Here is a 25,330-nt window from a genome sequence, read left to right as displayed (position 1 = left end):
CAGTCAACAGTTCGGCCGGCACCTTGCCGCCGTTGGCCGCGAGCTTCTGCATCACGGCCTTGTGCAGCCAGGTGTTCATCTGGGCCGAGTCGGCCATCAGGTTGGGCGGGCAGCCCAGCTCGGTGGCGAGTTCCTTGCGCGCCTGCAGGCTGCTGTCGATGTCCAGCAGCTTGAGCAGGTCGACGATGGAGGTGCGCCAGTTCAGTTTCTGGCCGCTGGCGGCTGCTTTCTGTTCCAGTTGCGCGGTGACGTCCACGGTGGAGACCGGCGCAGCACCCGCAGCCGGGCCCGCGCCGACCGTGGCGGTGTTCGGCTGGGCCGGCGGTACTGGCGTGCGCAGCATCTCTTCGACCTTGCCGGCGCCGGCATCGAAGCCGAGTTTGTCCAGGATCTTGCTGAAAAAGCCCATGTGAGTCCTCCCGTTGAATGCCGCGCGCGTCCCGCCCGCGGCTGGCTGCGCGCCGCGCGGGTATCAGGCCACAAGCAGACCGCCGCGGGTGTGTCGGAATGTTCCACTCGACAGTGGCGGCATTCCTTGCACGAGATCAACACCTGCGCGGCAGTCCCGGCCTATAAGCCTGTCCCGCTTGCATTTCCCGTGACATGGCTTCCTCCGTTTCCGAATCCCCGATCTTCTTCGCGCAACCCCTGGCGCGCTCCGCAGCCCCGGCCATCGCCGGACACCGCGTGGAGCTGCAGCTGCTCACCACGCTCAAGTGCAACCTGAAGTGCAGCTACTGCTCCCTCGGCGTGGGTGACGTGCTGGGCTCCCAGACCCAGGTCGCCTACAGCATCGACCAACTCGCCGCCTTCGCCGCCACCCACCTGGCGGGCAAGGAGGTGTACGTCACCTTCTACGGCGGCGAGCCGACGCTCAACCGGCCGATGATGGCCGAGGTGATGCAGCGCTTCCCGCACTGGCGCTTCCAGCTGCAGACCAACGGCACGCTGATCGACGACGTGCCCGAGTGGATGCTGCAGCGGCTGTCCAACGTGCTGGTGTCGATCGACGGCGGCGAGGCCACCACCGACGGCTACCGCGGGCGCGGCATCTACCGGCAGGTGCTCAAGAACCTGCGGGTGGTGCACGAACACTTCGGCGGCACGGTGACCGCGCGGGTCACCTGGGGCAATGCCGACACCCGCTTCGAGGAACTCGATGCGCTGCTGGCCGACGACTCGCCCTTCGACTACCTGTACTGGCAGTTCGTCGCCGACGAGATGTACGGCGACGGCGGCGTGGACAAGCGCAAGGCGGTGCTGCGCCAGCTGGTGGAGCGCTTCTTCGCCAGCACGGAGACGCTGTATCCCGTCATTCCGCTGATGGGCATCGTGCGCAACAAGCTCTTCCCGGGGCGCGCGCAGGAACTCTATGGCGGCCGCACGCAGTGCCGCGTGTCATCGCACCTGCTCAACGTGATGCCCGACGGCCAGGTCTTCCCCTGCCCGGACATGCTGTACGAGCCGGCCATGCGCATGGGAAGCGTGCAGGACAACTGGCTCAAGGCCAGCCCGCTGCAGCACGCGCAGACCATGCCCTGCGAGGATTGCGAAGCCTTCGCCTGGTGCCGCGGCAACTGCATGAAGAACCTGCACCGGGCCTACGTCCAGAACGACGCGCTACCGCGAGAACGTGGTCGAGCCGATCTGCGAGCTGGTGCGTTTCCTGGGCGAGGAGATCGACCGGCACCACCCGCAGGCCTGGTTCAACCGCCTGCCGGTGCCGGTGCGCCGCCAGCTCACGGATTGCGAGGTGTACGAGTACGTGGAGGTGATGCCTTAACCTCGTGCGGCGTGGCCTGCTCTTCGGACCCTGACCCGGACGCGGACGGCGCCTTGGCACCGCGCCCGACCTGGGGCAGGTCCGGCAGCTTGCGGCTGCCCTCGGAAGGCCGCTCGGCGCGCGCGCCGGCTCCGCCCACGCGGCCGGCGCTGGGCGAGGCCTGCGTCTGGTCGCACTGCGTCTTGCGGTCCTGCTTCTTGCCGGGCTGGGCCGGATCGTCCTCTGCCGGCAGGTGGATCGTGGCTTTGCTCATGGCATTCCCCTGTGTTGACTCAGCGTCCCGCAAGGACGGGCCGGGCGAAGCAGGAGCGGCGGAGCTCAGCACGTCGGACGGGGACGCACATGGCCGCGCCAGCCACCGCTGAGCTGTGTCCTCCCTACACTGCCCGAGTGAGGAACCTGGACGACGTCTTCGCGGCGCTGGCGCGCTCGCCGTTCCGCCGGCGCTTCCGGCTCGGCCCGCGCGAGCAGGCCTACCTGCGCGACAAGGGGCTGCCGGTGGTGCTCTCGCACGCGGCGGATTTCGTGGCGCAGCGCCTGGCGCCGGCGCAGCCGCGCAACGACGGCAAGCAGACGCCGATGCGCGGCCATCCGGTGTTCATCGCGCAGCACGCCACCGCCACCTGCTGCCGCCGCGGCTGCCTGGCGAAATGGCACGGGATCCCGGCCGGCCGCGAACTGGATGCGCAGCAGCAGGCCCATGCGGTGGCGGCGATCGAGCGCTGGCTGCGCGGGCAGCCGGCGTCTGCGTCGTTGAAGATGCGCTAGTGCTGTTCCGACCAGGCACCGCCCGGCTTGCGCACGTACACGTGGCGGCCGGGGTGGTCGGGCGTGGGCACGCTCAGTACCTGCGCATGCGCGTCGTCGCACACGATCTGCGGCAGCGCGCCGCGCATGGCGGGGTTGGAGTAGCGCTGCAGCACTTTCGTACGCTCCGCCGGGTCCGCGCTTTTCAGCGCCCCCACAGGGTGTCGAGCTGGTCCGCCGAGTGATGCATCGCGCGGGTTCAGCCCTCGTAGTTTTCCACCGTGCCGGCGTCGCGCACGGCCGCCGCCTCGGGATCCTGGCCGAACTCGCGGCGCGCCCGGCGCTGCCTCAGGAGGTCCCAGCACTGGTCGAGCTGCTCCTCCAGCTGCTTCAGGCGCGGGCCGCCTGCGTCGGCCGCCGCGGGTGCATCGCGCAACTTGTGCTCCTCGGCGACGAGGGCGGAGATGCGGGCGAAGATGGATTCGTCGCTGTCGCTCATGAGTGGCTCCATGGACGGGAGCATGCATCGTACGCCCTCGCGCGCGGGAGTGTGGGGCGGGCGCCCTCGTCGGGAGCCCCTGCCGGGCGGTGGTACCTTATGCAGTGATGCGCATCCTGCTGCTGGCAACCGGGCAAGACCGGATGGAGGAGGGAGAGCTTGCCTGAAGACATCCCGCGGAAGTCCCGCCCGGTAGCCACCGGCGTCCTGCTGCTCTATGTGCTGTTCCTCGCCGCCTGCGCCTTCGTGACGCTGGTGGCACCCCCGTGGACGCCGTCCGGCCTCGAGAGGCTTTTCGGCTTCGTGGCGAGCCTGGCCGCAGGGCTGCCGTGGAGCCTTGTCCTCATGGGGGCGGTGCGCCGCTGCGCGGCCTGCGACTCGTTCCCCGGCGGAAGCGACTTGCTGACGGTGGTGCTTTCGTGGCTCGGTGCGCTCCTCAACCTCGTGTGGTTGGCCAGCGTCGCGGGATGGACCCAGGCAGAGCGCGAGAGTCCAGGGCAGCGGCCAGCGCGACCTCCCATGCCGGCGCCCGGGCGCGTGGCGAGGCCCCAGGTCGCAGCGACACCCCCTGCCGGCCCCCGCCTTCCCATGCGGGTCAGGTGCGCGCGAGCGATGGCGTCGACCGCCGGGAGCTTCGATGCCGTACGCCAGTACCGTCGCGTCACCGTGACCGCCGTGGTCCTGACCGTCCTGCTCGGCTTGCCTTCCTTCATGGGCCTGCTCTCGGCCGGACAGGCCGGCGTTGCGGGCACGCCCGCATTCTGGAGCGTGGGCGTCCTGGCGGCCCTGGCGGGAAGCTGGTGCCGCCTGCTTTCCAGCAACGCGCAATTGCAGCGTTCGCACCTGCGTTTCGGCACCGCGCTGGCTGGTACCTCCTGCGGTAGCGCGCTGGCGATGCTCAGCGTCGCCGCCTGGCTGCCGCAGGCGCCGGCATGGGCGCTGTTCGCGCTGGGGCTCGCGGCTGGCCAGGGCTACCTGCTGGTGGCCACGATGGGCAGCCGGGGGCGACGGAGTCCGTACGCGCGGCGTGAGGGTCCGGTGGCTGTCGTGAATGTTGGTTTCCGCCCTTTGAGCGCGCTGGCCCTTCCGCTATAAGGAACCCTCTCGCCGACAGCTCACCGGAGGAACGACGTGGCCGAAGACAAGCGCAAGCCTGCGCGCATCGCATTCATCGGCCTCGGCCGCATGGGCCGCGGAATGGCGCTCAACCTGTGCCGCAAGGGCTTCGCGCTCGCGGTGCACGACGTCAATCCCGAACCGGTGCGCGACCTGGTGGCTGCGGGCGCACGGGCCGCCGACGGCATCGCCGATGCGGTGCGCGGCGCCGACCTGGTGATCACCATGCTGCCCAACTCCGCCGTCGTGCTGGAGGTGGTCGCCGGTGCGGCCGGCGTGCTGGCGCATGCGGCCCCCGGCACGCTGGTGATGGACATGAGCACGGTGGCGCCCGAGGTCACCGACCAGGTCGCCGAGGCGGCGGCGCGCAAGGACCTGGCCTTCGTCGACGCGCCGGTCGGCCGGCTGGCCAGCCATGCCGACCGCGGCGGGTCGCTCTTCATGGTGGGCGGGTCCGAACGCGATTTCGCGCGCGTCAAGCCGGTGCTGGAGGCGATGGGCACCGCCATCTACCACTGCGGCCCGGCCGGGTCCGGCACGCGCACGAAGCTGGTCAACAACTATCTGGCCATCGTGTCCTGCCACCTCAATGCGGAGGCGCTGACGCTGGCGCAGAAGTTCGGCCTGTCGCTGGAGCGCACGCTGGACGTGATCCACGGCACCACCGCCACCAACGGGCAGCTGAAGATCGCCTGGCCCGCGAAGGTGCTCCAGGGCGACATCGAGCCGGGCTTCACCATCGACCTGGCGCACAAGGACCTGACGCTGATCGTGGAAGCGGCCAATGCGGTGCGCACGCCGGTGCCGGCGGCGGCCGCGGCGCGCGAGGCCTACAGCACCGCGCGTGCGCGCGGCTATGGCGGCAAGGACTTCTCGGCGATGGCCGACGTCTGGTGCGAGCTGGCGGGCGCGCCCAAGGCGCGGCTCGGACAGTGAATGGCTGCTGACGACGCGACCCCTGCCCCCTGGCAGGACCAGATCTTCGCCATCCTCAAGGAAGGCGGCGTGCGGCAGGTGGCCTACGTGCCCGATGCCGGCCATGCCCACCTGATCCGGCGCGTGCATGCCGACGCCGGGATGCGCGGCATCGTGCTGAGCACCGAGGAGGAAGGCGTCGCCACCGCCTGCGGCGCCTGGCTGGGCGGCGAACGCGCGGTGCTGCTGATGCAAAGCAGCGGCGTGGGCAACTGCATCAACATGCTGTCGCTGGTGGAGAACTGCCGCTTCCCGCTGTTCTGCCTGGTGACCATGCGCGGCGAGTGGGCCGAGTTCAATCCCTGGCAGGTGCCGATGGCGCGCGCCGTCCCCGCGACGCTGCAGGCGATGGGCGTGCGCGTGATGCGCGCCGACAGTCCCGACGAGGTCGCGGAGACCGTCGCCGCCGGCTTCGACGCGGCCTTCCGCGGCGGCGAGGCGGTGGCGGTGCTGCTGTCGCAGAAGCTGATCGGCCGCAAGAAGTGGGAGGGCGGGCGATGACGCAGCAGCAGGGCCTCGACCGGCGCGCCTTCGTGCGCGAGCTGGTCGCGCGCTGCCCGGACGCGCTGGTGGTCACCGGGCTGGGCTCGTCCACCTGGGACGTGTTCGCCGCCGGCGACCGGCCGGAGAACTTCTACCTGTGGGGCGCCATGGGCGGCGCCGCGGCGATCGGGCTCGGCCTGGCCATCGCGCAGCCGCAGCGCAGCGTGCTGGTGGTCACCGGCGACGGCGAACAGCTGATGGGCCTGGGCATGCTGGCCACCATCGCCGCGCAGCAGCCGGCCAACCTCACGCTTGTCGTCCTCGACAACGGGCACTACGCGGAGACCGGCATGCAGCGCAGCCACACCAGCCTGGGGACCAACCTGGCCGCGGTGGCACGCGCCTGCGGCATCGCGCACGCGGCGGAGATCCGCGAGCTGCAGGAGGTGGACGCGCTGGCGCAGCGGGTGCACGCGCGCCAGGGCTGCAGCTTCGCGCAGGTGCGCATCGCGGCCGCCGACCTGCCCAAGGTGCTGCCCGCGCGCGACGGCGTGTATTTGAAGAACCGCTTCCGCGCCGCGCTCGGCCTGCCGCCGTTCTGACCGGCAGGCCAGGCGCGCGAACGACGAGGACAAGGAGCAAGGACATGCGCATCGCGATCATGGGTTCGGGCGGGCTGGGCGGCTACTTCGGCGCGCGCCTGGCCCAGGGCGGGGCGGACGTGCACTTCGTCGCCCGCGGCAAGCACCTGGAAGCCATGCGCAGCCAGGGCCTGCGCATCGAAGGGCCCGAGCCGCTGCACGTGAAGGACGTGAAGGTGACGGATCGGCCCGCCGACATCGGCGAGGCCGACGTCGTGCTGCTGTGCGTGAAGCTGTGGGACACGCAGCAGGCGATCGAGCAGCTGCGGCCCATCGTCGGCCCGCGCACCACCCTCATCTCCTTCCAGAACGGCGTGCTGAAGGACCAGACCCTGCGCGCGGCCTTCGATGCGCGCCAGATCATGGGTGGCGTGGGCTACGTGGCCACCACGATCGAGGCGCCCGGCGTGATCCGCCAGACCGGGCCCATGCAGCGGCTGATCTTCGGCGAGTTCGACGGTTCGCGTTCGCCGCGCGGCGAGGCCCTGCTGGCCGCCTGCCTGGCCGGCGGCATCAAGGCCGAACTGTCGGAGCACATCCAGCGCGAGATCTGGCAGAAGTTCGTGTTCCTGGTCGGCCTCTCGGGCACGACCACCACCATGCGCAAGACCATCGGCCCGATCCGCTCCAACCCGCAGACCCGCGCCTTCCTGCTCGACGTGATGCGCGAAGTGGTGGCCGTCGGCCGCGCGCAGGGCGTGGACCTGCCGGAAGACTTCGCGGACCGTGCCGCGATGGAGCGCGCGGACAACGTGTCGCCCGACATGACCTCCTCCATGCACCACGACCTGGAGCGCGGCAACCGGCTGGAGGTGCGCTGGCTGGCCGGCGGCGTGGTGGAACTCGGCCAGGCCAAGGGCGTGCCCACGCCGCTGAACCGCGCCATCCACGACATCCTGGCCTTGCACGCCGAGGGAGGCCCCCATGCCTGAACTGCCGACGACGATGTCCGACCTGCGCCTGCGGGGCGTCACCTGCACGGCGGTGGAGGTACCGCTGCGCTATGTGCTGGGCACCAGCGCCGCCACCGTCAAGGCGGCGCCGCTGCTGCTGGTGGAGGTGCAGACGGAGCAGGGCGTGACGGGACGCTCCTACGTCTTCTGCTACCGCCGCAGCGGGGCGAAGCCGATCGCCGACATCGTGGCCGACGCCGCCGGGATCGTGCACGGCGAGCGCATCGCGCCGGTGGCCATGGCGGCGCGGCTGCAGCGGCGCTTCGCGCTGATCGGCGTGACCGGCATCGTGCGCATGGCGCTGTCGGCCTTCGACATGGCGCTGTGGGATGCGCTGGCGGTGGCCGCCGGCGTGCCGCTCGCCTCCCTGCTGGGTGCCGCACCGCGGCCGGTGCGCGCATACAACTCCTGCGGCTTGGGCCTGATGAGCCCGCAGGCGGCGGCCGACGAAGCCGAAGCGCTGCTCGAGGGCGGCATGCGCGCGGTGAAGCTGCGCCTGGGCTACGCGACGCTGGCGGAAGACCTGGCGGTCACGCGTGCCGTGCGCGCCCGCCTGCCGGCGAACGTGCAGCTGATGGTGGACTACAACCAGGCGCTCTCGCGCGTGGAGGCCGTGGAGCGCGGGCGCGCCCTGCAATCGGAAGGCGTCGCCTGGCTGGAAGAGCCGATCCGCCACGACGACCTGCCCGGCCACACCGAGATCGCGCGCGAGCTGCAGCTGCCCCCTGCAGATCGGCGAGAACTTCGACGGCCCCAAGGACCTGCTGCGCGCCCTGCAGGCGCAGGCCTGCGACCTGGTGATGCCCGACGTGGCGCGCATCGGCGGCGTCACCGGCTGGATGCAGGCGGCCGGCGTCGCGGAAGCGCACGGCATTCCCATGAGCTCGCACCTGATGCCGGAGGTCAGCGCGCACCTGCTGGCCGCCACGCCCACCTGCCACTGGCTGGAGTACGTGGACTGGACCGATGCGATCGCGCAGGAGCCGGTGAAGATCGTCGACGGCTGCTGGCCGACCAGCGAGAAGCCCGGCACCGGCCTCGCGTGGAACCCGGAGGCGGTCGCCCGCTACCGCATTCCCTGAGCGAACAGCCGGAAGGGATTGAAGCCGGTCACCAGCGCGCAGGCCAGCAGCACCAGCGCGACGCCGGGGATCATGCCGGCGGTGAAGGGCTCGCCGAGGAACAGGCCGCCCCAGGTCACGCCGAACATCGGGATCAGGAAGGCCGAGGAGGTCGCCGCGCTCGCCGGGATCTCGCGCATCAGCCGCATGCTGATCAGGTACATGAAGCCGGAGGTGAAGGTGCCCAGCACCGCCAGCGCGATCAGCGCGTCGGTGCGAACCACCACCGAGGGCGCGGCCACCGCGGCGGGCAGCAGCAGCACCAGCGCGCCTGCGATGTGCACGGCAGCGGAGGCGGGCAGCGGCTGGTGCGCCATGGTCGCGCGCTTCATCAGGATGGCGCCGAAGCCGTAGCTGGCCGAGGCCGTCACGCAGGCGAGCACCGCCAGCACCACCCGCCAGTCGGGCTCCACCGGTCCCAGCCGCACCAGCAGCGCGACCCCGCCCAGGCCCACCGCGCAGCCCACCAGCTTGCGCATCGTCAGCCGCTCCTGCGCGAACATGGCGCCGGCGACCACGCCGAACAGCGGCGCGGTGGCATTGAGCACGGCGGAATAGCCGGAGGGCAGCACCAGGCCGGCACCGTTGAACAGCACGAAGGGCGCGACCACCGTCAGCACGCTCAGCAGGGTGATCGCGCGCCAGTGCGTCCGCGCGGGCCATTGCTGGCGCGTGGCACGCATCAGGATCGTGAGCACCACCGCGGCCAGCGCGCAGCGCAGGCAGGCCAGCGGCAGCGGCCCGAAGGCGGGCGCCGCGATGCGGATCAGCGGGAAGGACGCCCCCAGACGGCGGACAGGAAGACGAGCTGGAGGAAGTGGCGGGCGTGCATGCGAGGAGCGCCATTGTGGCGTGCCGCCGGTGGGGAGCTCAGCCCGTTGGCGACAGGCGCGCCTGCACCGCGGCCAGCAGGTCGTCGGGATGCAGCATCGCCTCGCGCGCCGCGCATGCCGTGTCGTACTGGTGCAGCGTGGCGTGCAGGCGCGGCGCATGCGGCAGGTCCTGCCAGGCCGGCAGCAAGGTCGCAGGAGCCGGCGTGGCACCGGCAAGCACACCCTGCGCGAAGGCGATGCTGGCCGGCTCGGCGAGCAGCACCGCCTTGGCCGCCGCCGACAGCACCGGCGGCTGCGCTTCCGGCGGCGCGTCGCAGCAATAGAACACCTGCGGCGGCAGCGCGCGGCCCTGCGGCCGCAGGGCGCGCAGCGTGTCGCCGCGCAGCGCCACGGCGCCTTGGGGCGAAGCGAACTCGTAGACCGCCTCGGCCTGCGCGTGCGCGAGGCGCTCCAGTCCGCGCAACAGCCGGGGCAGGTCCGAGGTGGCGGCGGCCGGCGAGGCCTTCACTTCGGCCAGCAGCACGAGCTCGCTGCCGTGCACGAGCGCGACGTCCCATTCGTCCTTGGCCTTGGCGGCGCTGCCCGGAAAGCCGGGCGGGGTGCGCAGGCCGGCGACCGCGCGGAAGGCGGCGCCGGGCGCGCGCGCGTCCAGCAGCGTGGCGATGCGCGCGAAGGCTTCGGTGCCCACGGCTTCGGCGCGGTTTCCTTCGCGCGCGGAGGCGCGGCCCTGCGCAGCCGCCGCGTCGCTGCCCGCAAGGGGGCCGCGCCGGCCGCACAGCGCCAGGTAGCGCTGGACCGGGGCGGCCTTTTGCAATGCGGCGAGGCGTTGCAGCCGTGCGCGCCCGGGGCTGGCGACGATCGCCTGCATGGAATCCTGCAGCGCCGGGGACAGCGACAGCAGGCCGCGGGCGGCGGGTTCCAGTGCGGCCCAGTGTTCCTCGCCTGCCAGCTGGTGCAGCGCCGCGAGCGCATCGCGCAGCGGACCGGCCGGCAGCTCGCGCGTCTTTCCGGGGTGGGCGATGGCGTTCACCGCGGCGCGAACGGTGCGGCGGTCGGCGGGCGCTGCAGCGGCCAGCTGCAGGTACTCCCGCAGCTGCGGTTCATCCGCCTGCAGCACCAGGGCCTGGAAAGCGGGGTCGCCGCGCTCGGGGACAGCGACAGCGCGATCAGGTGGGCCAGTGCGGTGATGAAGAGGTCCGCGAGTTCGGGTGCTGCGGCGTGGCGGGATGCGACGGCGCGTCGCACGGACTCGATGGCGAAGGCCAGCGCGGTGTCGGTGCCGGCTGCGAGCGCCGTGCCGGCGTCGGCGGGGAGGGAGGGCAGGCGGTAGCGGCGCGGGGCGTCGCGCAGGGCTTGCAGCAGGAGCGGGGTGAGGGAAGCCACGAGGAAAGTATGGCCTGCGGGCGAGGGTGCCACGCAGCGCGCCCACCCCGGCCCTCCCCGGGGGAGGGAGAAACGGCTCGGCGGGTCAGGGCTGGACGTGCAGGGGCCGGCTGTGCAGGTCCGGGGCTTGCGGCAGGCCGGTGGCGTCCAGGATCTCCTGTTCCGACAGCGTCTCGCGTTCCAGCAGGGCGCGCACCAGCGCGTCGAGCGAGGCGCGGTGCTGCAGCAGCAGGCGCTTGGCCTGCTCGTGGCACTCGTTGATGATGCGCTGCACTTCGGAGTCGATCAGGCTGGCGGTCTGCTCGCTGAAGGGCTTGTCGCCCGCGAAGCTGCCCGAGGTTCCCAGGTAGGCGTTGTGCGGCGGCGCCAGCTGCACCATGCCGACGGCGTCGCTCATGCCCCAGCGCGTGACCATGTTGCGCGCCATGTTGGTGGCCTGCTCGATGTCGTTCTCGGCGCCGGTGGTCTTGGTGCCGTACACCACTTCCTCGGCGGCCCGCCCTCCCAGCATGCCGATGATGCGGGCGCGCAGGTAGGCCTCGGGGTAGTTGTAGCGGTCGGTCTGCGGCCGCTGGTAGGTCACGCCCAGTGCCTGCCCGCGCGGCACGATGGTCACGCGGTGCACCGGGTCCGCGCCGGCGACCACGAGGCCGAGGATGGCGTGGCCACTCTCGTGGTAGGCGATGCGCTCGCGGTCGTCGGGGCCCAGCAGCAGCGGGCGCTCGGGTCCCAGCACGATCTTTTCCAGCGAGTCGAGGAAGTCCTTCTGCGTCACCGCGTCCTCTTCCCGCCGCGCCGCCAGCAGCGCCGCCTCGTTGACCAGGTTCTTCAGGTCCGCGCCGGAGAATCCGGGCGTGGTCTGCGCCAGTTCCTCCAGGCTCACGTCGGGCGCCAGCGGCACCTTGCGCACGTGCACGCCGAGGATGGCCTTGCGGCCGACCTTGTCCGGCAGGTTCACCACCACCCGCCGGTCGAAGCGCCCCGGCCGCAGCAGCGCGCGGTCCAGCACGTCGGGCTGGTTGGTGGCGGCCAGCAGGATGATGCCTTCGCGGCCGGTGAAGCCGTCCATCTCGGTCAGGATCTGCTGCAGCGTCTGCTCCTGCTCGCTGGAGCCGCCGCTGATCGCCATCTGCCCGCGGGCGCGGCCGATCGCGTCGATCTCGTCGATGAAGATGATGGCCGGGGCGTTCTCGCGCGCCTGCTTGAACAGGTCGCGCACGCGCGCGGCGCCCACGCCCACGATCATCTCGACGAACTCGGAGGCGCTCATCGAGAAGAAGGGCACGCCCGCCTCTCCCGCGACCGCGCGCGCCAGCAGCGTCTTGCCCGTGCCCGGCGAGCCGATCAGCAGCACGCCCTTGGGCGCGGTGCCGCCCAGCCGGGTGTACTTTCTGCGGCGACTTGAGGAAGTCGACGATCTCCACCAGCTCGGCCTCCGCCTCGTCGATGCCTGCGACGTCCTCGAAGGTCACGCGCTGGTCCTTCTCGGCGTCGTAGCGCTTCGCCTTGCTCTTGCCGATGCCGAAGATGCCGCCGCCCATGCCGCCGCCCTGTCCGGCCGCGCGCCGGTACATCCAGACGTAGAAGGCGATGATCAGCAGGGCCGGGCCGAAGCCGAACAGCAGCGTGGCCCAGCCGCTGCCCTGCTGGATCGGCACGGCGCTGATCTCGACGTCGTTGGCGATCAGGAAGCTCTCGAGGTCGCGGTCGAAGAAGGCCGGCAGCTCGGTGGTGAAGGTGCTGGCCGTGCGCGACGCGGGCCGGTGCTGCGCGCGCGCGGCCGGCGGCTGCCTGGCTTCCTCGGCGGACGGCCAGGTGACCGGCGCCTTGAAGCGGCCTTCGATGCTGGTGTTGCGGCTGTAGATCGCCAGCACGTTGCCCTTGCCGGCCTCCTCGCGGAACACGGTGTAGGGCACGGTCAGCGGCGCGTCGCCGCCGGGAAACAGCAGCGTCGACACCAGCCAGTTCACCAGCAGCACGCCGAGGAACAGGGCCCAGACCTTGCGGGGCGGCATGCCGGTCTTGCCGGGCACGGCCGGCTTCGGTGGGTTGGCCGGAGGGGGATAGCCGTTCATGGCTTCATCATGCCCGCAACCCGCTCATCCGGGGGCGGCGCGCCCGGCCGTGGGCCGGCGGGATTAGAGTGGGGCCATGACCGACCGCATGCCGGCAGCATTCGTGGGCCACGGCAGCCCCATGAACACGCTCGAGGACAACCGCTTCACCGCTGCCTGGCGCGCGCTCGGGCAGTCCATGCCGCGGCCGCGCGCGATCCTGTGCGTCTCCGCGCACTGGTTCATCAACGGCAGCGCGGTCACGGCGATGCGGCAGCCGCGCGTGATCCACGACTTCTACGGCTTTCCGCGCGAGCTGTTCGCCTTCGACTACCCGGCGCCGGGCTCGCCCGAAGTGGCGCGCGAGGTGGCCGAGGTGGTGCAGCCGGCCTTCGTCGGCCTCGACGAGGACAGCTGGGGCCTGGACCACGGCACTTGGTCCGTGCTGGCGCACGTGTTCCCGCGCGCGGACATCCCGGTGCTGCAGCTGTCGCTGCACGGCGCGCAGGGCATGGCGTACCACGTGGACCTGGGCGCACGCCTCGCGCCGCTGCGCGATCGCGGCATCTTCATCATCGGCAGCGGCAACGTGGTGCACAACCTGCGCGTGCTGGACCGCGGCCGCGAGGGCGCCTTCGACTGGGGCGAGCGCTTCGATGGCGAAGTGCGGCGGGTGATGACCACCGATCCCGGCGCGCTGCCGCAAGTGGAGGCGCATCCCGACTACGCGATGTCGGTGCCGACGCCGGAGCACTTCCTGCCGCTGGCCTACCTGGCCGGCCTCTGCCGGGCGGCCAGCGAGCCGGCCGTGCCCTTCATCGAGGGCGGGACCATGGGTTCGCTGACCATGACGAGCTACCTCCTCGGCGGCGCCCCGCGCAAGTCCGTGCACGAGGATGCCGACGGCGCCGGCAGCATGCCCGATCCGCGGCGCGTGCCGCCGGAACAGACGAACATGTAGGTCGTGGTGAGCGCGCAGCCGAACCGCGACATCCGCGTCACCCCGGCAGCATGCGCCCCGTGTCCTCGTAGCGCTGGTGCCAGGCCAGCGCCTCCTGCAGCAGGTGCGGCGTGTGCAACCCGCCGCGGCCGGCGCGGCCCGAAGCCTGCGCGCGCTCCACGTAGTCGGTCAGCGCATCGCGGTAAGCGGGGTGCGCGCAGCGCTCGATCAGCAGCTTGCTGCGTTGGCGCGGTGCCAGGCCGCGCAGGTCGGCCAGGCCCTGCTCGGTGACGATCACCTGCACGTCGTGCTCGGTGTGGTCCACGTGGCTGGCCATGGGCACGATGCAGGAGATCGCGCCGTCCTTCGCGGTGGACGCCGTCATGAAGATCGACAGGTAGGCGTTGCGCGCGAAGTCGCCCGAGCCGCCGATGCCGTTCATGATGCGCGTGCCCATCACGTGCGTGGAGTTGACGTTGCCGTAGATGTCGGCCTCGATCATCCCGTTCATGGAGATGATGCCCAGCCGCCGGATCACTTCCGGGTGGTTGGAGATCTCCTGCGGCCGCAGCACGATGCGCTGGCGGTAGAAATCCAGGTGCTCGATGAACTCGCGGTAGCCGCCGGGGCTGAGCGAGAGCGCGGTCGCCGAGGCGAAGGCCAGGGTGCCGGAGCGGAGCATCTCCAGCATGCCGTCCTGCAGCACCTCGGTGTAGGCGGTGAGGTTGCGGTACTTGCCGCGGTCCAGGCCGGCGAGCACCGCGTTGGTGGTGTTGCCCACGCCGGACTGCAGCGGCAGCAGCGAGGGTGGCAGCCGGCCGATGCGGATCTCGTGTTCGAGGAATTCGAGGATGTGGCCGGCGATGCGGTTCGATGCCTCGTCCGGCGGCGTGAAGGCGGTGTGCCGGTCGGGCAGGTGGGTCTCCACGACCGCCACCACCTTGTCCGGATCGACGTGCAGGTAGCGCTCGCCGATGCGGCTGCTCGGATGCAGCACGGGGATGGGACGCCGGTTCGGCGGCAGGGCGGTGCCGTAGTAGATGTCGTGCATGCCCTCCAGCTCCAGCGGATGCTGGCTGTTCACCTCCAGGATCACCTTGTCGGCCAGGTCCAGCCAGGTCTTGTTGTTGCCCAGGGAGGAAGCGGGAATGAGGCGCCCGTCCTCGCGGATGCCGGCGACTTCCACCACGGCGACATTGAGCTTGCCGAGGAAGCCGAACCAGACGAACTGCGCGACGTGCGACAGGTGGATGTCCACGTACTCCATCTCGCCGGCATTGATGCGGGCGCGGCAGGTGGGGTCGGACTGGTAGGGCAGGCGCATCTCGATGCCGCCGACCTTGGCCAGCGCGCCATCGAGTTCGGGCGCGGTCGATGCGCCGGTCCACACGCCGATGCGGAAGGTCTGGCCGCCCTGGTTGGCGGCTTCGATGTGGCGGGCGAGCGCGGGTGGCACGGCCTTGGGATAGCCCGAGCCGGTGAAGCCGCTCATGCCCACGTGGTCGCCGTGGTGGATGAGGGCGGCCGCCTGTTCGGCGGACATGATCTTCTGGCGCAGGCCGGGATGCAGGACGCGGGAGGCAGGGGACAGCAACTTGTTCTGGTTCCGAAGGGAAAGCCAAAGTCTATGTCGGCGGCGGGCCGCCCTGGAGGCCGGCCGGCGCGCGCGGCTGCGAAAGATCAACTGCCGCGCATCTTGGGGGCGGCCTTAGAATCGCCCATCCTCCGGAAGCGTGGCAGAGCGGTTGAATGCACCGGTCTTGAAAACCGGCGATGTCGCAAGACATCCGTGAGTTCGAATCTCACCGCTTCCGCCATTGGGGCCACGCGCGATAGCCCGGCCGCCCCCAGCGCCCGAAGGTGTGCCTGCAACCCGGTGAGCCGCAGCATCTGCCGGCGAGCGACTCGCCCAAAACCAACGGAACCGCGGTAACAGCTCACTTCCGGCAACCAGCGCACATAGCATGTGCTTCGATGTGCGATCAGGACAACAAGGCACTCGGTTCAGGCATGACCGTGGTGCTCAGGAGTGGGGGTCCCCGGATGGTGATCCGGGCGGTTTCGGGCGACCAGGCCTACTGCGAATGGCTGTCGGGCGACGTTCGCCGACAGGGAACCTTTGCCTTGTCGACGCTGGTTCCCGCCGAAGCAGAGAAGAATGAAGCCGAGGGCAGGCCGTAGCTCAGGAAGCGCCGCCGGCCTGCTGCCGCTCGTTCCATTCCTTCGAATACTTGTCCAGCCAGGCAATGAACGCCTGCGTGTCGGCCTTGTCGAAGACGGCGGCGACGCCGTTGGCCCGCAGATGATTCACGATCCCCGGTGAACCATAGGCACTCAGCACGACGACAGCCCCGTCCTTGCGCCGCAGGCGCGCGCGCGCACCACACCGAGCCCGCTGCCCTCGGCCAGGATCAGGTCGACGATGAGAAGGTCCCATTTGCGCGGGAACTCGTCGATCCACAGGTTCGCCTCGGCTTCCGTGGATGAAGTTCCGACGACCTGGTAGTTGCCGATCGAGGTGAAAAGATCGACCAGCAGTTCCCTCATGGCCGGCAGGTCCTCGACCAGGAAGACGCGGATCGTCATCTCTTCGCTCCGAACCGATGAGGACCTGCGTCGTCCGTCGCTCCCGGCTCCCTCTCCTGGGTGAGCGTGATCAGCAGCGGTCGCAGATCCGACTGTGCGCCCAAGTCGTTCACGCGGTCGGTCGCGTGCAGCCATGTGCCGGCGAAATGACTGACCTCCGCAACCCAGTGCGCCTGCAGCGTGCGCCGGATCTTTCGCTCCAGCAGCGGCAGGCCAAGCAGGAGGCGAAGGCCGGGCCTGCGTTCCCACGACACGATGCGGACGGCGGCCACGTAGACTTTTCGCCCGTCCTTCCTCTCGCCCATCTGGTGCACATCGACTTCGGCGCAGCCCTCCGTCACGCCCCAGCTGCGAAGCACGTTCAAGACGACGCGCGCGTACTCGTTCGCGACGCTCTCGTCGGCGCGACTCGGGATGTCCAGGCTCCGGTAGTCCGTGCGCGGCTCGTCCAGCCAGAGTGGCACGCGGCGGCCGAACAGCCGCCGGAGAAAACTCGAAGTGGCTTGCACGATCACGCGGACATGAAATTGCGGGGCGTCACGACAGGGCCAATGGTCATACCTCAGGACCTCGGCGCGCCATGTTAATGGCATGTGCGCGACGGGTGGCCCCTCCAGGGCCGCTGGCCGGCACGGCCGATGCAGGCACGCAACGGCCGGGAAGAGGGCGAAGTGTGAGAAATGTCCGACGCGGCACCAGGACACAAGCCGACAGCCAGCTCTTGCATGGCGCCGTAGCGTGCGCGAGTGAACAGCAGCCGCAGCGATCACCAGCCACAGGAAGGGTCCCCGTCGATGGGCGAGATCGCGGGGCGTTGGACGGACGAGTCGTTGCCACTCCACGTGCGCCAAGACCTCCTTCGCAGGGACATCGAGCTGCAACGTCGCCGCCCCACCGACACTCCTGCGGAAAGCACACGCAAGGGCGAGCGTCCCGCCTGACCCGCGCAGCCGCGCCCTTCCTGAAAGTCCTTGCCTTTCTCCATGCCCTCGTGGACTGCGGAGAATGCCGCATTACAGCCACGCGGTCGCACGCAGGCTGTAGGACGCGTGCGCATGAAGCCGCAGTCGGAAAAGTCGGAGGCCTCCTACACGCAGGCCGGCCGGCATCAGACAGAATGCGCCGCTTCCTTCCTTCACTGTGGCCGACATGCCGCAGCGGTTGGTGCTCGCGGTTTCCGGAGGTCCTGATGGCAGTACGCGTATTCCTGGTCGAAGATGTGAGGTCCATGCAGGACCTCATGCGCGACGTTCTCGCATCGGTCGGCGGCTTCGAGCTGGTCGGCACGGCCGCCACCGAGACCGCGGCCACCGACTGGCTGATGCGCCACAAGGGCGAGTGGGACCTCGCGATCATGGACCTGCTGCTGGGCGAGGGCTCGGGCTTCACCCTGGTGAGCCGCTGCCACCGCGAGCCCACGGCCGGATCGGTGCTGGTGTTCAGCGACTTCGTGACGCCGGTGGTGCGCGAGCGCTGCCTGCGCCTGGGTGCGGACCGCGTGATCTCCAAGGCGGAATTCGGTGAACTGCGGGCCTACCTGCAGGCCTTCCCCGGGCGCGTGCAGGAAGCCGAGCCCGCCTGATGTCTGTCCTCGCCCGCAACAACGTGCAAGTCAGCGGCAAGGGGCCGCCGATGGTGTTCGTGCACGGCTTCGGCTGCGACCAGTCGATGTGGCGCTTCCTCGCCCCGCATTTCGCCGAGAGCCATACCTGCATCCTGATGGACCTGGTGGGCAGCGGCCGCTCGGACCTGGCCGCCTACGACCGCCAGAAGTACGCCACGCTGGATGGCTATGCCGCCGACCTGTGCGAGGTGCTGGCGGAGGTGACCCAAGCGCCGGCGATCTGCGTGGGCCACTCGGTGAGCGCGATGATCGGCATGCTGGCCAACCTGCGTTCGCCGGACCACTTCCTCGCGCAGGTGATGGTCGGGCCCTCTCCCTGCTACATCAACGACGGCGACTACGTGGGCGGCTTCGAGCGCGCCGACATCGATTCGCTGCTGGAAACGCTGGAGAGCAACTACCTGGGCTGGTCCAGCAACATGGCGCCCGCGATCATGGGCGCGCCCGGGCAGCCGGAGCTGGCGCAGGAGCTGACCAACAGCTTCTGCCGCACCGACCCCGAGATCGCCAAGCAGTTCGCCCGCGTCACCTTCCTGTCCGACCACCGCGCGGACCTGCCCAGGCTGCAGGCGCCGACCCTCGTCCTGCAATGCAGCGAGGACCTGATCGCGCCGCTGGCGGTGGGCGAGTACATGCGCAGGACGGTACCGAACTGCACCTTGCACGTGATCGAGAACGTGGGGCACTGTCCGCACCTGAGCGCGCCGAGCGCCAGCGTCGCCGCGATCGAACAGTTCCTCCACGGCCTCTAGTGGCCGCCGCCCCGCTGCCGGCGGCGGATGCGCTGTACGAAGAGGCGCCCTGCGGGCTGCTGCTGGCCGCGGCCGACGGCCGCATCCTCCAGGCCAATGCCACGCTGTGCCGCCTGCTCGGGTTCGATTGCGACGACCTGGTCGGCAAGCTGCGGCTGCACGAGCTGCTGACCATGGGCGGGCGCATCTTCTGGCAGACCCACCTGCAGCCGCTGCTGCGCCTGCAGTCCTCGGTGGCGGAAGTGAAGCTGGAGCTGCGCCGCCACGACGGCGGCACGATCCCGGTGATGGTGAACATCGCCGAGCGGCCCTGGCAGGACGCCACGCTGCTGCACATGGCCGTGTTCTTCGCCGAGGACCGCCACAAGTACGAGCGCGAGCTCCTGCTGCAGCGCCAGCGCCTGGAGCAGCTGGCCGCGGAGAACGCGCGCGCAGATGGAGCTGGACGCCGCCCGCAGCGAGGCGGAGGACCGTGCGCAGTTCGCCGAGCAGCTGGTGGGGATGGTCAGCCACGACATCCGCAACCCGCTGTCGGTGATCCACATGAGCACCATGCTGCTGGAACGCGGGGTGCCGCCGGAGCAGCAGAAGGCCGTGGTCGCGCGCGTGGGCCGCGCGGTGCAGCGCGTGCAGCACCTGATCGCCGACCTGCTCGATTTCACCCAGGCGCGCCTGGGCGCGGGCCTGAGCGTGCGCAAGGAGAGCGTGGACCTGCACCAGGCGATCGCCGACGGCGTGGCGGAACTCGCGGTGGCCTTTGGCGACCACACGCTGCGGCATGAGCGCATGGGCGACAGCAGCTGCATGGCCGACGCCAACCGCATCGTGCAGGCGATCGGCAACCTGGTCGCCAACGCCGCCACCCACGGCGCGCGCGAGCTGCCGATCACCGTGCGCAGCGAATGCGACGGCGAGCGCTTCCGCATCACCGTGCACAACGGGGGCAAGCCGATCCCGCCCGAACTGCTGCCGCGGCTGTTCGAACCGATGGTGCGGGGCAGCGAGGCGGGTGCGGTGCAGGGCGTGGGGCTGGGGCTCTACATCGTGCGCGAGATCGTGCGCGCGCACGGGGGCGGGTGGAGGTGAGCTCCAGCGCCGAGGCGGGCACGGCCTTCACGCTGGACCTGCCGGGCCGCTAGCGATTCAGCCGCAGGAGACGCCGTCGTCGGCGACGCCGGGTCTGGCGCCGCCGCCGTCCTCCACCAGCCGCAGGCTTCCCACGTCGAAGGTGCCGTAGTGGACGCGGCCGTCCCGGTTCCAGGCGCAGTAGGCAAGGTTCTGCGACCGCGCCTGCACGGACATGGTCGGCCCGCCGGTACGCAGCGAAACCAGGTCGCCGATCTTGATGCCTTGTTCTGTCACGGCGCGATTATCATCGCATGTGCGTCGCTCCCGTTGCTCAGCCATGGGCGGACACAAATTTCCGGGTGCGAAGTTTTCCCGCGGTGTCCAGGGGGACTCAGCCTGTTCTCATAGCCGATGCTGGAACCGTCCTACAGATGACTAGACCGGCCCGCCGGATCATTGCGCCAAGTATTTTGAAGGCAAGCGATGTCCCAGCAGCAAGAACAGTTGTTGCCCGAGGATGGCCAGCCGTTGAACGACGGCAGCATCCAGCAGCAGCAACCTCAGGAAGGCCACGCCGGGCAGGGCTCGGAGTCCGCCATGAAGCAGATGCGTGAGTGGGAGCAGCGCCGCGCGAGCAATTCCGGCGGCAAGCGCCGCACCGGCCCGAACTGAGCCCGTCCCCGCGCAACGCAGAAAGCGGCCCGCGGGCCGCTTTTTTCTTTCCTGCTCCTGCGCGGCTCAGCCGGCCGAGGCGCTGGGGTGCTCCTGCCCCGGTGCTTGCTGTTCGTCGTGGGCCCCGGCTTCGCTCGTGTCGTGGGCGCTGGCGGGCCTGGCCTGGAGCGACCGGCTCAGGTAGGGCAGCACGCTGCCCGCGCCGGCCCCCCAGCGGCTGCCCGGCGGCGGCAGCTCGCCCTCCTGCTCCAGCCCGGGACTAGCGTTCGGCATGTGCGGTCCCGGCCGGCCACAACTCGACGGCCGGCTTGCGGATGAAGGAGGGGTCGTCGTCCTGCACGGCGGGGTCTGCCGGGTGCGAGAACAGCATGTCGCAGCCGAACATCTCGTCGTCGCCGCCCAGCAGGTGCTCGCGCCAGCCCAGCTCGCGCAGGTGCTCGGAGAGGAAGGAGACCTGGCGGCTGCCGTCCAGCCGGCAGCGCGCGAACAGCACGCCGTCGTACACCAGGCCGATCTGCACGCCCAGCTGGTGCGTCGTTGGCAAGAGCTGCGCCATGGCGAAGGCCTTGGCGATGGCCTCGTAGCCGGGCGGCGCATCTTTCAGCAGTTCCATGGGCTGCGAAAGTACGGCGAACCGGCTGGCGCGGCTGTAGGACGGCGCCCCGTTGACGTTACATCTGCTGACTACCCCCCACACCCATTCAGGGCCGTTGCAGCATGCCCCGGGTCTCGATGAAGTCCACCACTTCCTGCAGGCCGTCCTGCGTCTTCAGGTTGGTCATGACGTAGCGCTTGTCGCGGCGCATGCGGCGGGTGTCCGCTTCCATCACGCCCAGGTCGGCGCCCACGTAGGGGCCAGGTCGGTCTTGTTGATGACGAACAGGTCGCTCTTGGTGATGCCGGGGCCGCCCTTGCGCGGGATCTTCTCGCCGGCAGCCACGTCGATCACGTAGATCGTCAGGTCCGACAGCTCCGGGCTGAAGGTGGCCGCGAGGTTGTCGCCGCCGGACTCCACGAACACCACGTCGGCATCGGGGAAGTCCTCCAGCATGCGGTCGATCGCCTCCAGGTTGATCGAGGCATCCTCGCGGATCGCGGTGTGCGGGCAGCCGCCGGTCTCCACGCCCATGATGCGTTCGGCCGGCAGCGCGCCGCTGACGGTCAGCAGCCGCTGGTCTTCCTTGGTGTAGATGTCGTTGGTGATGGCGACCAGGTCGTAGCGGTCCCGCATGGCCTTGCACAGCATCTCCAGCAGCGTCGTCTTGCCCGAACCCACGGGGCCGCCGATGCCCACGCGCAGGGGCGGCAGTTTCTTCGTTCGGCCGGGAATGTGGTGCAGGTTGCTCATGATCGGAACAGGCGGGAGTACTGGGTTTCGTGCTGCGCCGACAGGATGGCCAGCATGGGCGTGAAGGACTGGCGCGTGTCGTCGTCGAGCGCGAGCGCGTGGTCGACGGCCGCCGGAATGTCGGCGGCGAGGCGGGCGAGGATGCGCTGGCCGGAGGACTGGCCCAGCGGCACGGCCTTGATGGCGGCCTGGACCATGTTCTCGGACCAGGAGAAGGCGTAGGTGAGGGCGATTTCGCGGGGGTGGCGGTGGTCGTGGAAGCAGCGAGCGCGAAGGAGACAGGGTACGTAGGCTGGTGGTGAGCCGCCAGGCGAACCCCAGCGCTGCCGCGCAACGCGGGGTTCCTTCGTCACCCCAGCCTACGGAACGCATCCACTCGAACAGCGACCGTCCCATCTGCTCCACCTGCTGCCGCAGCTCGCTGCTCTCCCGCGTCCGCCGCACCCACTGGTCGAGCTGCTGCACGCGCTCGCCATTCCCGTCACGCTCGGCCTCCACCGCCGCCGCCACCACCGCCAGGTCCGCCCTTGCCAGGCTCGCATGCAGCTGCTGCACCAGCCAGTCGCCTGCGCTCTGCTCGTCGTGCACGAGCCGGGCCTCCACCGCCGCCTCCAGACCCTCCGAATAGGAGAAGCCGCCCACCGGCAGGGCGGGCGAAGCCAGCCACATCAGCTGCAGCAGCGCCGTGTCAGTGCCCGTGGTGCTCATGGCCGTGGTGCGCGTGGCCGTGGTGCGCGTGCGAGGCCTGCGCGCCGTAGGCACCGCCTTCGGGTTCGAAGGCTTCCTGCGCCTCGCGCACGGTCAGGTGCATGGCGCGCAGCATGTCGGCCAGCACGTGGTCGGGTTCGATCTTCAGGTGGTCGGGCTTCAGCTCGATCGCGACGTGCCGGTTGCCCAGGTGGTAGGCCGCGCGCATCAGGTCGAAGGCGCTGCCGTGCGCGCTGCAATGCGTGACCACCAGCACCGGCTGCGGCGCCGCCAGCACGCGCACCATGGAGCCGTCCTCGGCCACCAGCACGTCGCCGCCGCGCACCACGATGCCGCGCGGCAGGAACACGCCGAGCTGGCGGCCGTGCGAATCGGTGGCCTCGAAGCGGCTCTTCTGGCGCACGTCCCAGTCCAGTTCGACGGTGGCGGCGCGCTTGAGGAGGGCGGGGGCCAGCCCCTGCCCGCCCGGCAGGATCTTGGAGACGTTGAGCATCCGGGAATTAAAACAGGAAGTAGCGCTGCGCCATCGGCAGCACCGTCGCCGGGTCGCAGGTGAGGAGCTGCCCGTCCGCGCGCACGGCGTAGGTCTGCGGGTCGATCTCCATCTTCGGCAGGTAGTCGTTGTGCACCCAGGTGCTGCTTGCGGATGCGCCGGATGTCCTTCACGGCGCTCACGGTCTTCTGCAGGCCGAACTTCTCCTTCACGCCCGCGGCCATGCCCGCCTGGGAGAGGAAGGTGATGGAGCTGCGGTGCAGCGCGCCGCCGTAGCTGCCGAACATCGGCCGGTAGTGCACCGGCTGCGGGGTCGGGATCGAGGCGTTGGCGTCGCCCATGGCCGCCATGGCGATGAAGCCGCCCTTGAGGATCAGCGCCGGCTTGACGCCGAAGAAGGCGGGCTTCCACACCACCAGGTCGGCCCACTTGCCGGGGGCGATGCTGCCCACTTCGTGGCTGATGCCATGCGCGATGGCCGGATTGATGGTGAGCTTGGCGATGTAGCGCTTGGCGCGGAAGTTGTCGTGGCGCTCGCTGTCGCCGGGCAGCTTGCCCCGCTGCAGCTTCATCTTGTGGGCGGTCTGCCAGCAGCGCAGGATCACCTCGCCCACCCGGCCCATGGCCTGCGAGTCGGAGGAGAACATGCTGATCGCGCCCAGGTCGTGCAGGATGTCCTCGGCGGCGATCGTCTCCTTGCGGATGCGGCTCTCGGCGAAGGCCAGGTCCTCGGGGATGGCGGGGTCCAGGTGGTGGCACACCATCAGCATGTCGACGTGCTCGTCGAGCGTGTTGACCGTGTAGGGCATCGTCGGGTTGGTCGACGAGGGCAGGAAGTTCGCCTCGCCCACCACCCGCAGGATGTCGGGCGCATGGCCGCCGCCGGCGCCTTCGGTGTGGAACGCGCACAAGCCTCGCCCCTTGGTGGCGGCGATGGTGTTCTCGACGAAGCCCGATTCGTTGAGCGTGTCGGAGTGGATCGCCACCTGGATGTCCAGCTGGTCGGCCACGTCCAGGCAGTTGCTGATGGCCGCGGGCGTGGTGCCCCAGTCCTCGTGCAGCTTCAGCCCGATCACGCCGGCCTCGACCTGCTCGTGCAGCGCCTGCGGCAGGCTCGCGTTGCCCTTGCCCATGAAGCCCAGGTTCATCGGGAAGGCGTCGGCCGCCTGCAGCATGCGCTCGATGTTCCAGGGACCGGGCGTGCAGGTGGTGGCGAAGGTGCCCGTGGCCGGGCCGGTGCCGCCGCCGAACATGGTGGTGACGCCGGAGGCCAGCGCCTCCTCGATCTGCTGCGGGCAGATGAAGTGGATGTGCGAGTCGATGCCGCCGGCGGTGACGATCGCGCCTTCGCAGCTGATGATCTCGGTGCCTGGGCCGATGACGATGTCGACGCCGGGCTGCGTGTCGGGGTTGCCGGCCTTGCCGATCGCCTCGATGCGCCCGCCCTTCAGGCCGATGTCGGCCTTGACGATGCCCCAGTGGTCGAGGATCAGCGCGTTGGTCAGCACGGTGTCCATGGCGCCCTGCGCGTTGGTGCGCTGCGACTGCGCCATGCCGTCGCGGATGGTCTTGCCGCCGCCGAACTTCGCTTCCTCGCCGTAGCCGCCGGCGCGCAGCGTGTAGTCGTCCTCGACCTCGATCACCAGCTCGGTGTCGGCCAGGCGCACGCGGTCGCCCTTGGTGGGGCCGAACATTTCCGCGTAGGCGCGGCGGGGGATGGTGGCCATCAGACCTTTCCTTGCACGAGGCCGCGGAAGCCGAACACCTTGCGGTCGCCCGCGTAGTCCACGAGTTCGACGGTGCGCTGCTGGCCGGGCTCGAAACGCACGGCGGTGCCCGAGGCGATGTTCAGCCGCATGCCCTGCGCCGCCTTGCGGTCGAACTGCAGCGCCCCGTTGGTTTCGGCGAAGTGGTAGTGCGAGCCGACCTGGATCGGGCGATCCGCGGTGTTCTGCACCACCACGACCAGCGTGCGCCGTCCCGCGTTGAGCGCGTGGTCGCCGGGATCGGTGAGCAGTTCGCCGGGCGTCATGCTCATTCGCCGCGCGACAGCCACAAGGCCAGGCCGGCCAGCACCACGACCATCAGGAAGCCGGAGGTGTCGGTGGCATGCCAGTGCCAGTCCTGCGCGGCGCCGTGGCCGGCATGCGCATGGGCGCCGGTGGCGAACGCGGAGAGCGAGGCGGCGAGGGCGGCGGGCAGCAGGCGCATGGGGTGTCCTCAGACGATGGGCTGGTGCACGGTCACGAGCTTCGTGCCGTCGGGAAAGGTGGCTTCCACCTGGATCTCGGGGATCATCTCGGCGATGCCGTCCATGACGTCGGCCCGGGTCAACACGCCGCGGCCTTCGCTCATCAGCTGCGCGACCGACTTGCCGTCGCGCGCGCCCTCCATCACGGCGGCGGAGATCAGCGCCATCGCTTCCGGGTAATTGAGCTTCAGGCCCCGCGCCTTGCGGCGCTCCGCCAGCAGGGCGGCGGTGAACAGCAGCAGCTTGTCCTTTTCGCGGGGCGTGAGTTCCATGGTCGGGGGATCTTATTGCAACCCTCGT

32 protein-coding genes, 1 tRNA gene and 6 pseudogenes are annotated in these 25,330 nt (G+C 70.2%); 18 read left to right on the top strand and 21 right to left on the bottom strand.

The genetic code is table 11. The features are described from left to right. Positions 1-409 (bottom strand): DUF3597 domain-containing protein (locus HK415_RS23705; protein WP_171563819.1); only part of this gene is annotated, 409 nt, incomplete at its 3' end. A gap of 194 nt (positions 410-603) precedes the next feature. On the opposite strand from HK415_RS23705, the gene HK415_RS23700 reads away from it, so the two are divergent. Together HK415_RS23700 and HK415_RS23690 are read left to right on the top strand one after the other, a co-directional pair. Continuing rightward, positions 604-2,148, top strand: coding sequence for a radical SAM/SPASM domain-containing protein (locus HK415_RS23700; RefSeq protein ID WP_253262393.1), 1,545 nt, complete (start codon positions 604-606; stop codon positions 2,146-2,148). A gap of 25 nt (positions 2,149-2,173) precedes the next feature. Then, positions 2,174-2,551, top strand: a complete 378-nt coding sequence (locus HK415_RS23690) for a DUF4186 domain-containing protein (RefSeq protein ID WP_171563817.1) — start codon at positions 2,174-2,176, stop codon at positions 2,549-2,551. Here the strand turns inward: HK415_RS23690 and HK415_RS23685 are convergent. Both HK415_RS23685 and HK415_RS23680 read right to left on the bottom strand, forming a co-directional pair. Continuing rightward, positions 2,548-2,706, bottom strand: coding sequence for a hypothetical protein (locus HK415_RS23685; protein WP_171563816.1), 159 nt, complete (start codon positions 2,704-2,706; stop codon positions 2,548-2,550). The genes HK415_RS23690 and HK415_RS23685 overlap by 4 nt on opposite strands. A gap of 83 nt (positions 2,707-2,789) precedes the next feature. Continuing rightward, positions 2,790-3,029 carry a DUF2630 family protein gene (locus tag HK415_RS23680; protein ID WP_171563815.1) on the bottom strand — a complete coding sequence of 80 codons (240 nt, stop codon included), beginning with the start codon at positions 3,027-3,029 and terminating at the stop codon, positions 2,790-2,792. Between the two features lie 159 nt (positions 3,030-3,188). On the opposite strand from HK415_RS23680, the gene HK415_RS23675 reads away from it, so the two are divergent. The 7 genes and pseudogenes from HK415_RS23675 to HK415_RS25800 all read left to right on the top strand — a co-directional run bounded on the left by HK415_RS23675 (position 3,189) and on the right by HK415_RS25800 (position 8,279). Continuing rightward, a complete protein-coding gene (locus HK415_RS23675) occupies positions 3,189-4,124 on the top strand; it encodes a hypothetical protein (protein ID WP_171563814.1) in 936 nt (311 codons plus the stop codon). A 36-nt stretch (positions 4,125-4,160) separates the two neighbouring features. Beyond that, positions 4,161-5,081, top strand: a complete 921-nt coding sequence (locus HK415_RS26745; protein ID WP_216370090.1) for an NAD(P)-dependent oxidoreductase — start codon at positions 4,161-4,163, stop codon at positions 5,079-5,081. After that, positions 5,082-5,621 carry a thiamine pyrophosphate-binding protein gene (locus HK415_RS23665; protein WP_171563813.1) on the top strand — a complete coding sequence of 180 codons (540 nt, stop codon included), beginning with the start codon at positions 5,082-5,084 and terminating at the stop codon, positions 5,619-5,621. Continuing rightward, complete coding sequence (locus tag HK415_RS23660; RefSeq protein ID WP_171563812.1) at positions 5,618-6,205, top strand: thiamine pyrophosphate-dependent enzyme; 588 nt, start codon at positions 5,618-5,620, stop codon at positions 6,203-6,205. Before HK415_RS23665 ends, HK415_RS23660 begins: the two co-directional genes overlap by 4 nt. A gap of 44 nt (positions 6,206-6,249) precedes the next feature. Beyond that, a complete protein-coding gene (locus HK415_RS23655) occupies positions 6,250-7,176 on the top strand; it encodes a ketopantoate reductase family protein (RefSeq protein ID WP_171563811.1) in 927 nt (308 codons plus the stop codon). Next, a pseudogene (locus HK415_RS25805) lies at positions 7,169-7,861 on the top strand (enolase C-terminal domain-like protein); the annotation flags it as partial. The gene HK415_RS23655 and the pseudogene HK415_RS25805, both read left to right, overlap by 8 nt. Before the next feature lie 61 nt (positions 7,862-7,922). After that, positions 7,923-8,279: an enolase C-terminal domain-like protein gene (locus HK415_RS25800; protein ID WP_309246890.1), complete on the top strand. Its 357-nt coding sequence runs from the start codon at positions 7,923-7,925 to the stop codon at positions 8,277-8,279. On the opposite strand, the gene HK415_RS23645 is transcribed toward HK415_RS25800, so the two are convergent. From HK415_RS23645 to ftsH, 4 genes are all read right to left on the bottom strand, one after another. Further along, complete coding sequence (locus tag HK415_RS23645) at positions 8,264-9,049, bottom strand: DMT family transporter (protein ID WP_309246889.1); 786 nt, start codon at positions 9,047-9,049, stop codon at positions 8,264-8,266. The two genes, HK415_RS25800 and HK415_RS23645, sit on opposite strands and share 16 nt — an antisense overlap. A 139-nt stretch (positions 9,050-9,188) precedes the next feature. Then, on the bottom strand, positions 9,189-10,181 hold the full coding sequence (locus HK415_RS23640) for a 3-deoxy-D-arabino-heptulosonate 7-phosphate synthase (protein ID WP_253262392.1): 993 nt from the start codon (positions 10,179-10,181) through the stop codon (positions 9,189-9,191). Further along, a complete protein-coding gene (locus HK415_RS25795; RefSeq protein ID WP_253262391.1) occupies positions 10,178-10,534 on the bottom strand; it encodes a hypothetical protein in 357 nt (118 codons plus the stop codon). Before HK415_RS25795 ends, HK415_RS23640 begins: the two co-directional genes overlap by 4 nt. Positions 10,535-10,619: 85 nt before the next feature. Continuing rightward, complete coding sequence (gene ftsH, locus HK415_RS24155) at positions 10,620-11,888, bottom strand: ATP-dependent zinc metalloprotease FtsH (RefSeq protein WP_216370089.1); 1,269 nt, start codon at positions 11,886-11,888, stop codon at positions 10,620-10,622. 236 nt (positions 11,889-12,124) lie between these two features. Between ftsH and HK415_RS24150 the strand changes: the two genes are divergently transcribed. After that, positions 12,125-12,397, top strand: coding sequence for a hypothetical protein (locus HK415_RS24150; RefSeq protein WP_216370088.1), 273 nt, complete (start codon positions 12,125-12,127; stop codon positions 12,395-12,397). A 288-nt stretch (positions 12,398-12,685) separates the two neighbouring features. Then, positions 12,686-13,549 carry a 4,5-DOPA-extradiol-dioxygenase gene (gene ygiD, locus HK415_RS23630; RefSeq protein ID WP_216370087.1) on the top strand — a complete coding sequence of 288 codons (864 nt, stop codon included), beginning with the start codon at positions 12,686-12,688 and terminating at the stop codon, positions 13,547-13,549. Between the two features lie 37 nt (positions 13,550-13,586). Here ygiD and scpC read toward each other — a convergent pair whose 3' ends face one another. Then, positions 13,587-15,071, bottom strand: a complete 1,485-nt coding sequence (gene scpC, locus HK415_RS23625) for a succinyl-CoA:acetate CoA-transferase ScpC (RefSeq protein WP_171563810.1) — start codon at positions 15,069-15,071, stop codon at positions 13,587-13,589. A gap of 184 nt (positions 15,072-15,255) precedes the next feature. Between scpC and HK415_RS23620 the strand changes: the two genes are divergently transcribed. Continuing rightward, a tRNA-Ser gene (locus tag HK415_RS23620) sits at positions 15,256-15,345 on the top strand. Between the two features lie 157 nt (positions 15,346-15,502). Further along, on the top strand, positions 15,503-15,709 hold the full coding sequence (locus HK415_RS23615) for a DUF2158 domain-containing protein (RefSeq protein ID WP_171563809.1): 207 nt from the start codon (positions 15,503-15,505) through the stop codon (positions 15,707-15,709). Position 15,710: 1 nt separating this feature from the next. Here the strand turns inward: HK415_RS23615 and HK415_RS25985 are convergent, their stop codons facing one another. The 3 genes from HK415_RS25985 to HK415_RS23605 are packed head-to-tail and all read right to left on the bottom strand — an operon-like array spanning position 15,711 to position 16,629. After that, positions 15,711-15,839 (bottom strand): hypothetical protein, encoded by a 129-nt coding sequence (locus tag HK415_RS25985; protein WP_256373132.1) that lies wholly within the window; start codon positions 15,837-15,839, stop codon positions 15,711-15,713. A gap of 23 nt (positions 15,840-15,862) precedes the next feature. Continuing rightward, on the bottom strand, positions 15,863-16,114 hold the full coding sequence (locus tag HK415_RS23610) for a response regulator (RefSeq protein WP_171563808.1): 252 nt from the start codon (positions 16,112-16,114) through the stop codon (positions 15,863-15,865). Next, positions 16,111-16,629 carry a hypothetical protein gene (locus HK415_RS23605; RefSeq protein ID WP_171563807.1) on the bottom strand — a complete coding sequence of 173 codons (519 nt, stop codon included), beginning with the start codon at positions 16,627-16,629 and terminating at the stop codon, positions 16,111-16,113. Before HK415_RS23605 ends, HK415_RS23610 begins: the two co-directional genes overlap by 4 nt. Positions 16,630-16,694: 65 nt before the next feature. Here HK415_RS23605 and HK415_RS26740 point away from each other — a divergent pair, with 65 nt between their 5' ends. The 4 genes and pseudogenes from HK415_RS26740 to HK415_RS25785 all read left to right on the top strand — a co-directional run bounded on the left by HK415_RS26740 (position 16,695) and on the right by HK415_RS25785 (position 19,576). Then, the gene (locus HK415_RS26740; RefSeq protein ID WP_309246887.1) at positions 16,695-17,696 is read left to right on the top strand and encodes a response regulator; all 1,002 of its coding nucleotides are present in this window, start codon (positions 16,695-16,697) and stop codon (positions 17,694-17,696) included. Further along, on the top strand, positions 17,696-18,490 hold the full coding sequence (locus tag HK415_RS23595; protein WP_171563805.1) for an alpha/beta fold hydrolase: 795 nt from the start codon (positions 17,696-17,698) through the stop codon (positions 18,488-18,490). Before HK415_RS26740 ends, HK415_RS23595 begins: the two co-directional genes overlap by 1 nt. Then, positions 18,490-18,810 (top strand): annotated as a pseudogene (locus tag HK415_RS27385) (PAS domain-containing protein); the annotation flags it as partial. The gene HK415_RS23595 and the pseudogene HK415_RS27385, both read left to right, overlap by 1 nt. A 115-nt stretch (positions 18,811-18,925) precedes the next feature. Continuing rightward, entirely contained in the window at positions 18,926-19,576 is a 651-nt protein-coding gene (locus tag HK415_RS25785; protein WP_253262389.1) for a sensor histidine kinase, read from the top strand. A gap of 57 nt (positions 19,577-19,633) precedes the next feature. Here HK415_RS25785 and HK415_RS25980 read toward each other — a convergent pair whose 3' ends face one another. Further along, positions 19,634-19,852, bottom strand: coding sequence for a DUF2158 domain-containing protein (locus HK415_RS25980; RefSeq protein WP_171563802.1), 219 nt, complete (start codon positions 19,850-19,852; stop codon positions 19,634-19,636). A 189-nt stretch (positions 19,853-20,041) separates the two neighbouring features. On the opposite strand from HK415_RS25980, the gene HK415_RS23575 reads away from it, so the two are divergent. Beyond that, positions 20,042-20,230 carry a hypothetical protein gene (locus HK415_RS23575; RefSeq protein WP_171563801.1) on the top strand — a complete coding sequence of 63 codons (189 nt, stop codon included), beginning with the start codon at positions 20,042-20,044 and terminating at the stop codon, positions 20,228-20,230. 66 nt (positions 20,231-20,296) lie between these two features. Here HK415_RS23575 and HK415_RS23570 read toward each other — a convergent pair whose 3' ends face one another. The 9 genes and pseudogenes from HK415_RS23570 to HK415_RS23525 form a co-directional block, all read right to left on the bottom strand. Then, positions 20,297-20,503 carry a hypothetical protein gene (locus HK415_RS23570; protein ID WP_171563800.1) on the bottom strand — a complete coding sequence of 69 codons (207 nt, stop codon included), beginning with the start codon at positions 20,501-20,503 and terminating at the stop codon, positions 20,297-20,299. Further along, positions 20,490-20,843, bottom strand: coding sequence for a hypothetical protein (locus HK415_RS23565; RefSeq protein WP_171563799.1), 354 nt, complete (start codon positions 20,841-20,843; stop codon positions 20,490-20,492). Before HK415_RS23565 ends, HK415_RS23570 begins: the two co-directional genes overlap by 14 nt. 88 nt (positions 20,844-20,931) lie before the next feature. Further along, positions 20,932-21,578, bottom strand: a pseudogene (gene ureG, locus HK415_RS23560) (urease accessory protein UreG). Next, a pseudogene (locus HK415_RS24145) lies at positions 21,575-22,286 on the bottom strand (urease accessory protein UreF). Before HK415_RS24145 ends, ureG begins: the two co-directional pseudogenes overlap by 4 nt. Then, positions 22,270-22,779: pseudogene (ureE, locus tag HK415_RS23545) on the bottom strand (urease accessory protein UreE); the annotation flags it as partial. The pseudogenes HK415_RS24145 and ureE, both read right to left, overlap by 17 nt. A 7-nt stretch (positions 22,780-22,786) precedes the next feature. After that, positions 22,787-24,506, bottom strand: a pseudogene (gene ureC, locus HK415_RS23540) (urease subunit alpha). Then, positions 24,506-24,811, bottom strand: a complete 306-nt coding sequence (locus HK415_RS23535; RefSeq protein ID WP_171563797.1) for an urease subunit beta — start codon at positions 24,809-24,811, stop codon at positions 24,506-24,508. The pseudogene ureC and the gene HK415_RS23535 overlap by 1 nt, the downstream one beginning before the upstream one ends. 2 nt (positions 24,812-24,813) lie before the next feature. Then, positions 24,814-24,990, bottom strand: coding sequence for a hypothetical protein (locus tag HK415_RS23530; protein WP_171563796.1), 177 nt, complete (start codon positions 24,988-24,990; stop codon positions 24,814-24,816). Between the two features lie 9 nt (positions 24,991-24,999). Further along, the gene (locus HK415_RS23525; protein ID WP_171563795.1) at positions 25,000-25,302 is read right to left on the bottom strand and encodes an urease subunit gamma; all 303 of its coding nucleotides are present in this window, start codon (positions 25,300-25,302) and stop codon (positions 25,000-25,002) included. Positions 25,303-25,330: the final 28 nt, after the last annotated feature.

The organism is Ramlibacter montanisoli (genome assembly GCF_013087525.1).
GTDB lineage: Bacteria > Pseudomonadota > Gammaproteobacteria > Burkholderiales > Burkholderiaceae_C > Ramlibacter > Ramlibacter montanisoli.
This window is presented reverse-complemented; position numbering and strand designations above follow the sequence as displayed.

Bases quoted from the DNA above. Each gene is read 5' to 3' on its own strand.
- scpC (WP_171563810.1), bottom strand. From the start codon at position 15,071: ATGTCCGCCGAACAGGCGGCCGCCCTCATCCACCACGGCGACCACGTG.
- HK415_RS24150 (WP_216370088.1), top strand. From the start codon at position 12,125: ATGATCAGCAGGGCCGGGCCGAAGCCGAACAGCAGCGTGGCCCAGCCG.
- HK415_RS23595 (WP_171563805.1), top strand. From the start codon at position 17,696: ATGTCTGTCCTCGCCCGCAACAACGTGCAAGTCAGCGGCAAGGGGCCG.
- ygiD (WP_216370087.1), top strand. From the start codon at position 12,686: ATGACCGACCGCATGCCGGCAGCATTCGTGGGCCACGGCAGCCCCATG.
- HK415_RS23660 (WP_171563812.1), top strand. From the start codon at position 5,618: ATGACGCAGCAGCAGGGCCTCGACCGGCGCGCCTTCGTGCGCGAGCTG.
- HK415_RS23565 (WP_171563799.1), bottom strand. From the start codon at position 20,843: ATGGAACTGCTGAAAGATGCGCCGCCCGGCTACGAGGCCATCGCCAAG.
- HK415_RS23665 (WP_171563813.1), top strand. From the start codon at position 5,082: ATGGCTGCTGACGACGCGACCCCTGCCCCCTGGCAGGACCAGATCTTC.
- HK415_RS23700 (WP_253262393.1), top strand. From the start codon at position 604: ATGGCTTCCTCCGTTTCCGAATCCCCGATCTTCTTCGCGCAACCCCTG.
- HK415_RS23680 (WP_171563815.1), bottom strand. From the start codon at position 3,029: ATGAGCGACAGCGACGAATCCATCTTCGCCCGCATCTCCGCCCTCGTC.
- HK415_RS23530 (WP_171563796.1), bottom strand. From the start codon at position 24,990: ATGCGCCTGCTGCCCGCCGCCCTCGCCGCCTCGCTCTCCGCGTTCGCC.
- HK415_RS26740 (WP_309246887.1), top strand. From the start codon at position 16,695: ATGTTAATGGCATGTGCGCGACGGGTGGCCCCTCCAGGGCCGCTGGCC.
- HK415_RS23610 (WP_171563808.1), bottom strand. From the start codon at position 16,114: ATGACGATCCGCGTCTTCCTGGTCGAGGACCTGCCGGCCATGAGGGAA.
- HK415_RS23525 (WP_171563795.1), bottom strand. From the start codon at position 25,302: ATGGAACTCACGCCCCGCGAAAAGGACAAGCTGCTGCTGTTCACCGCC.
- HK415_RS23615 (WP_171563809.1), top strand. From the start codon at position 15,503: ATGTGCGATCAGGACAACAAGGCACTCGGTTCAGGCATGACCGTGGTG.
- HK415_RS23655 (WP_171563811.1), top strand. From the start codon at position 6,250: ATGCGCATCGCGATCATGGGTTCGGGCGGGCTGGGCGGCTACTTCGGC.
- HK415_RS23570 (WP_171563800.1), bottom strand. From the start codon at position 20,503: ATGCCGAACGCTAGTCCCGGGCTGGAGCAGGAGGGCGAGCTGCCGCCG.
- HK415_RS23535 (WP_171563797.1), bottom strand. From the start codon at position 24,811: ATGACGCCCGGCGAACTGCTCACCGATCCCGGCGACCACGCGCTCAAC.
- HK415_RS23575 (WP_171563801.1), top strand. From the start codon at position 20,042: ATGTCCCAGCAGCAAGAACAGTTGTTGCCCGAGGATGGCCAGCCGTTG.
- HK415_RS25785 (WP_253262389.1), top strand. From the start codon at position 18,926: ATGGAGCTGGACGCCGCCCGCAGCGAGGCGGAGGACCGTGCGCAGTTC.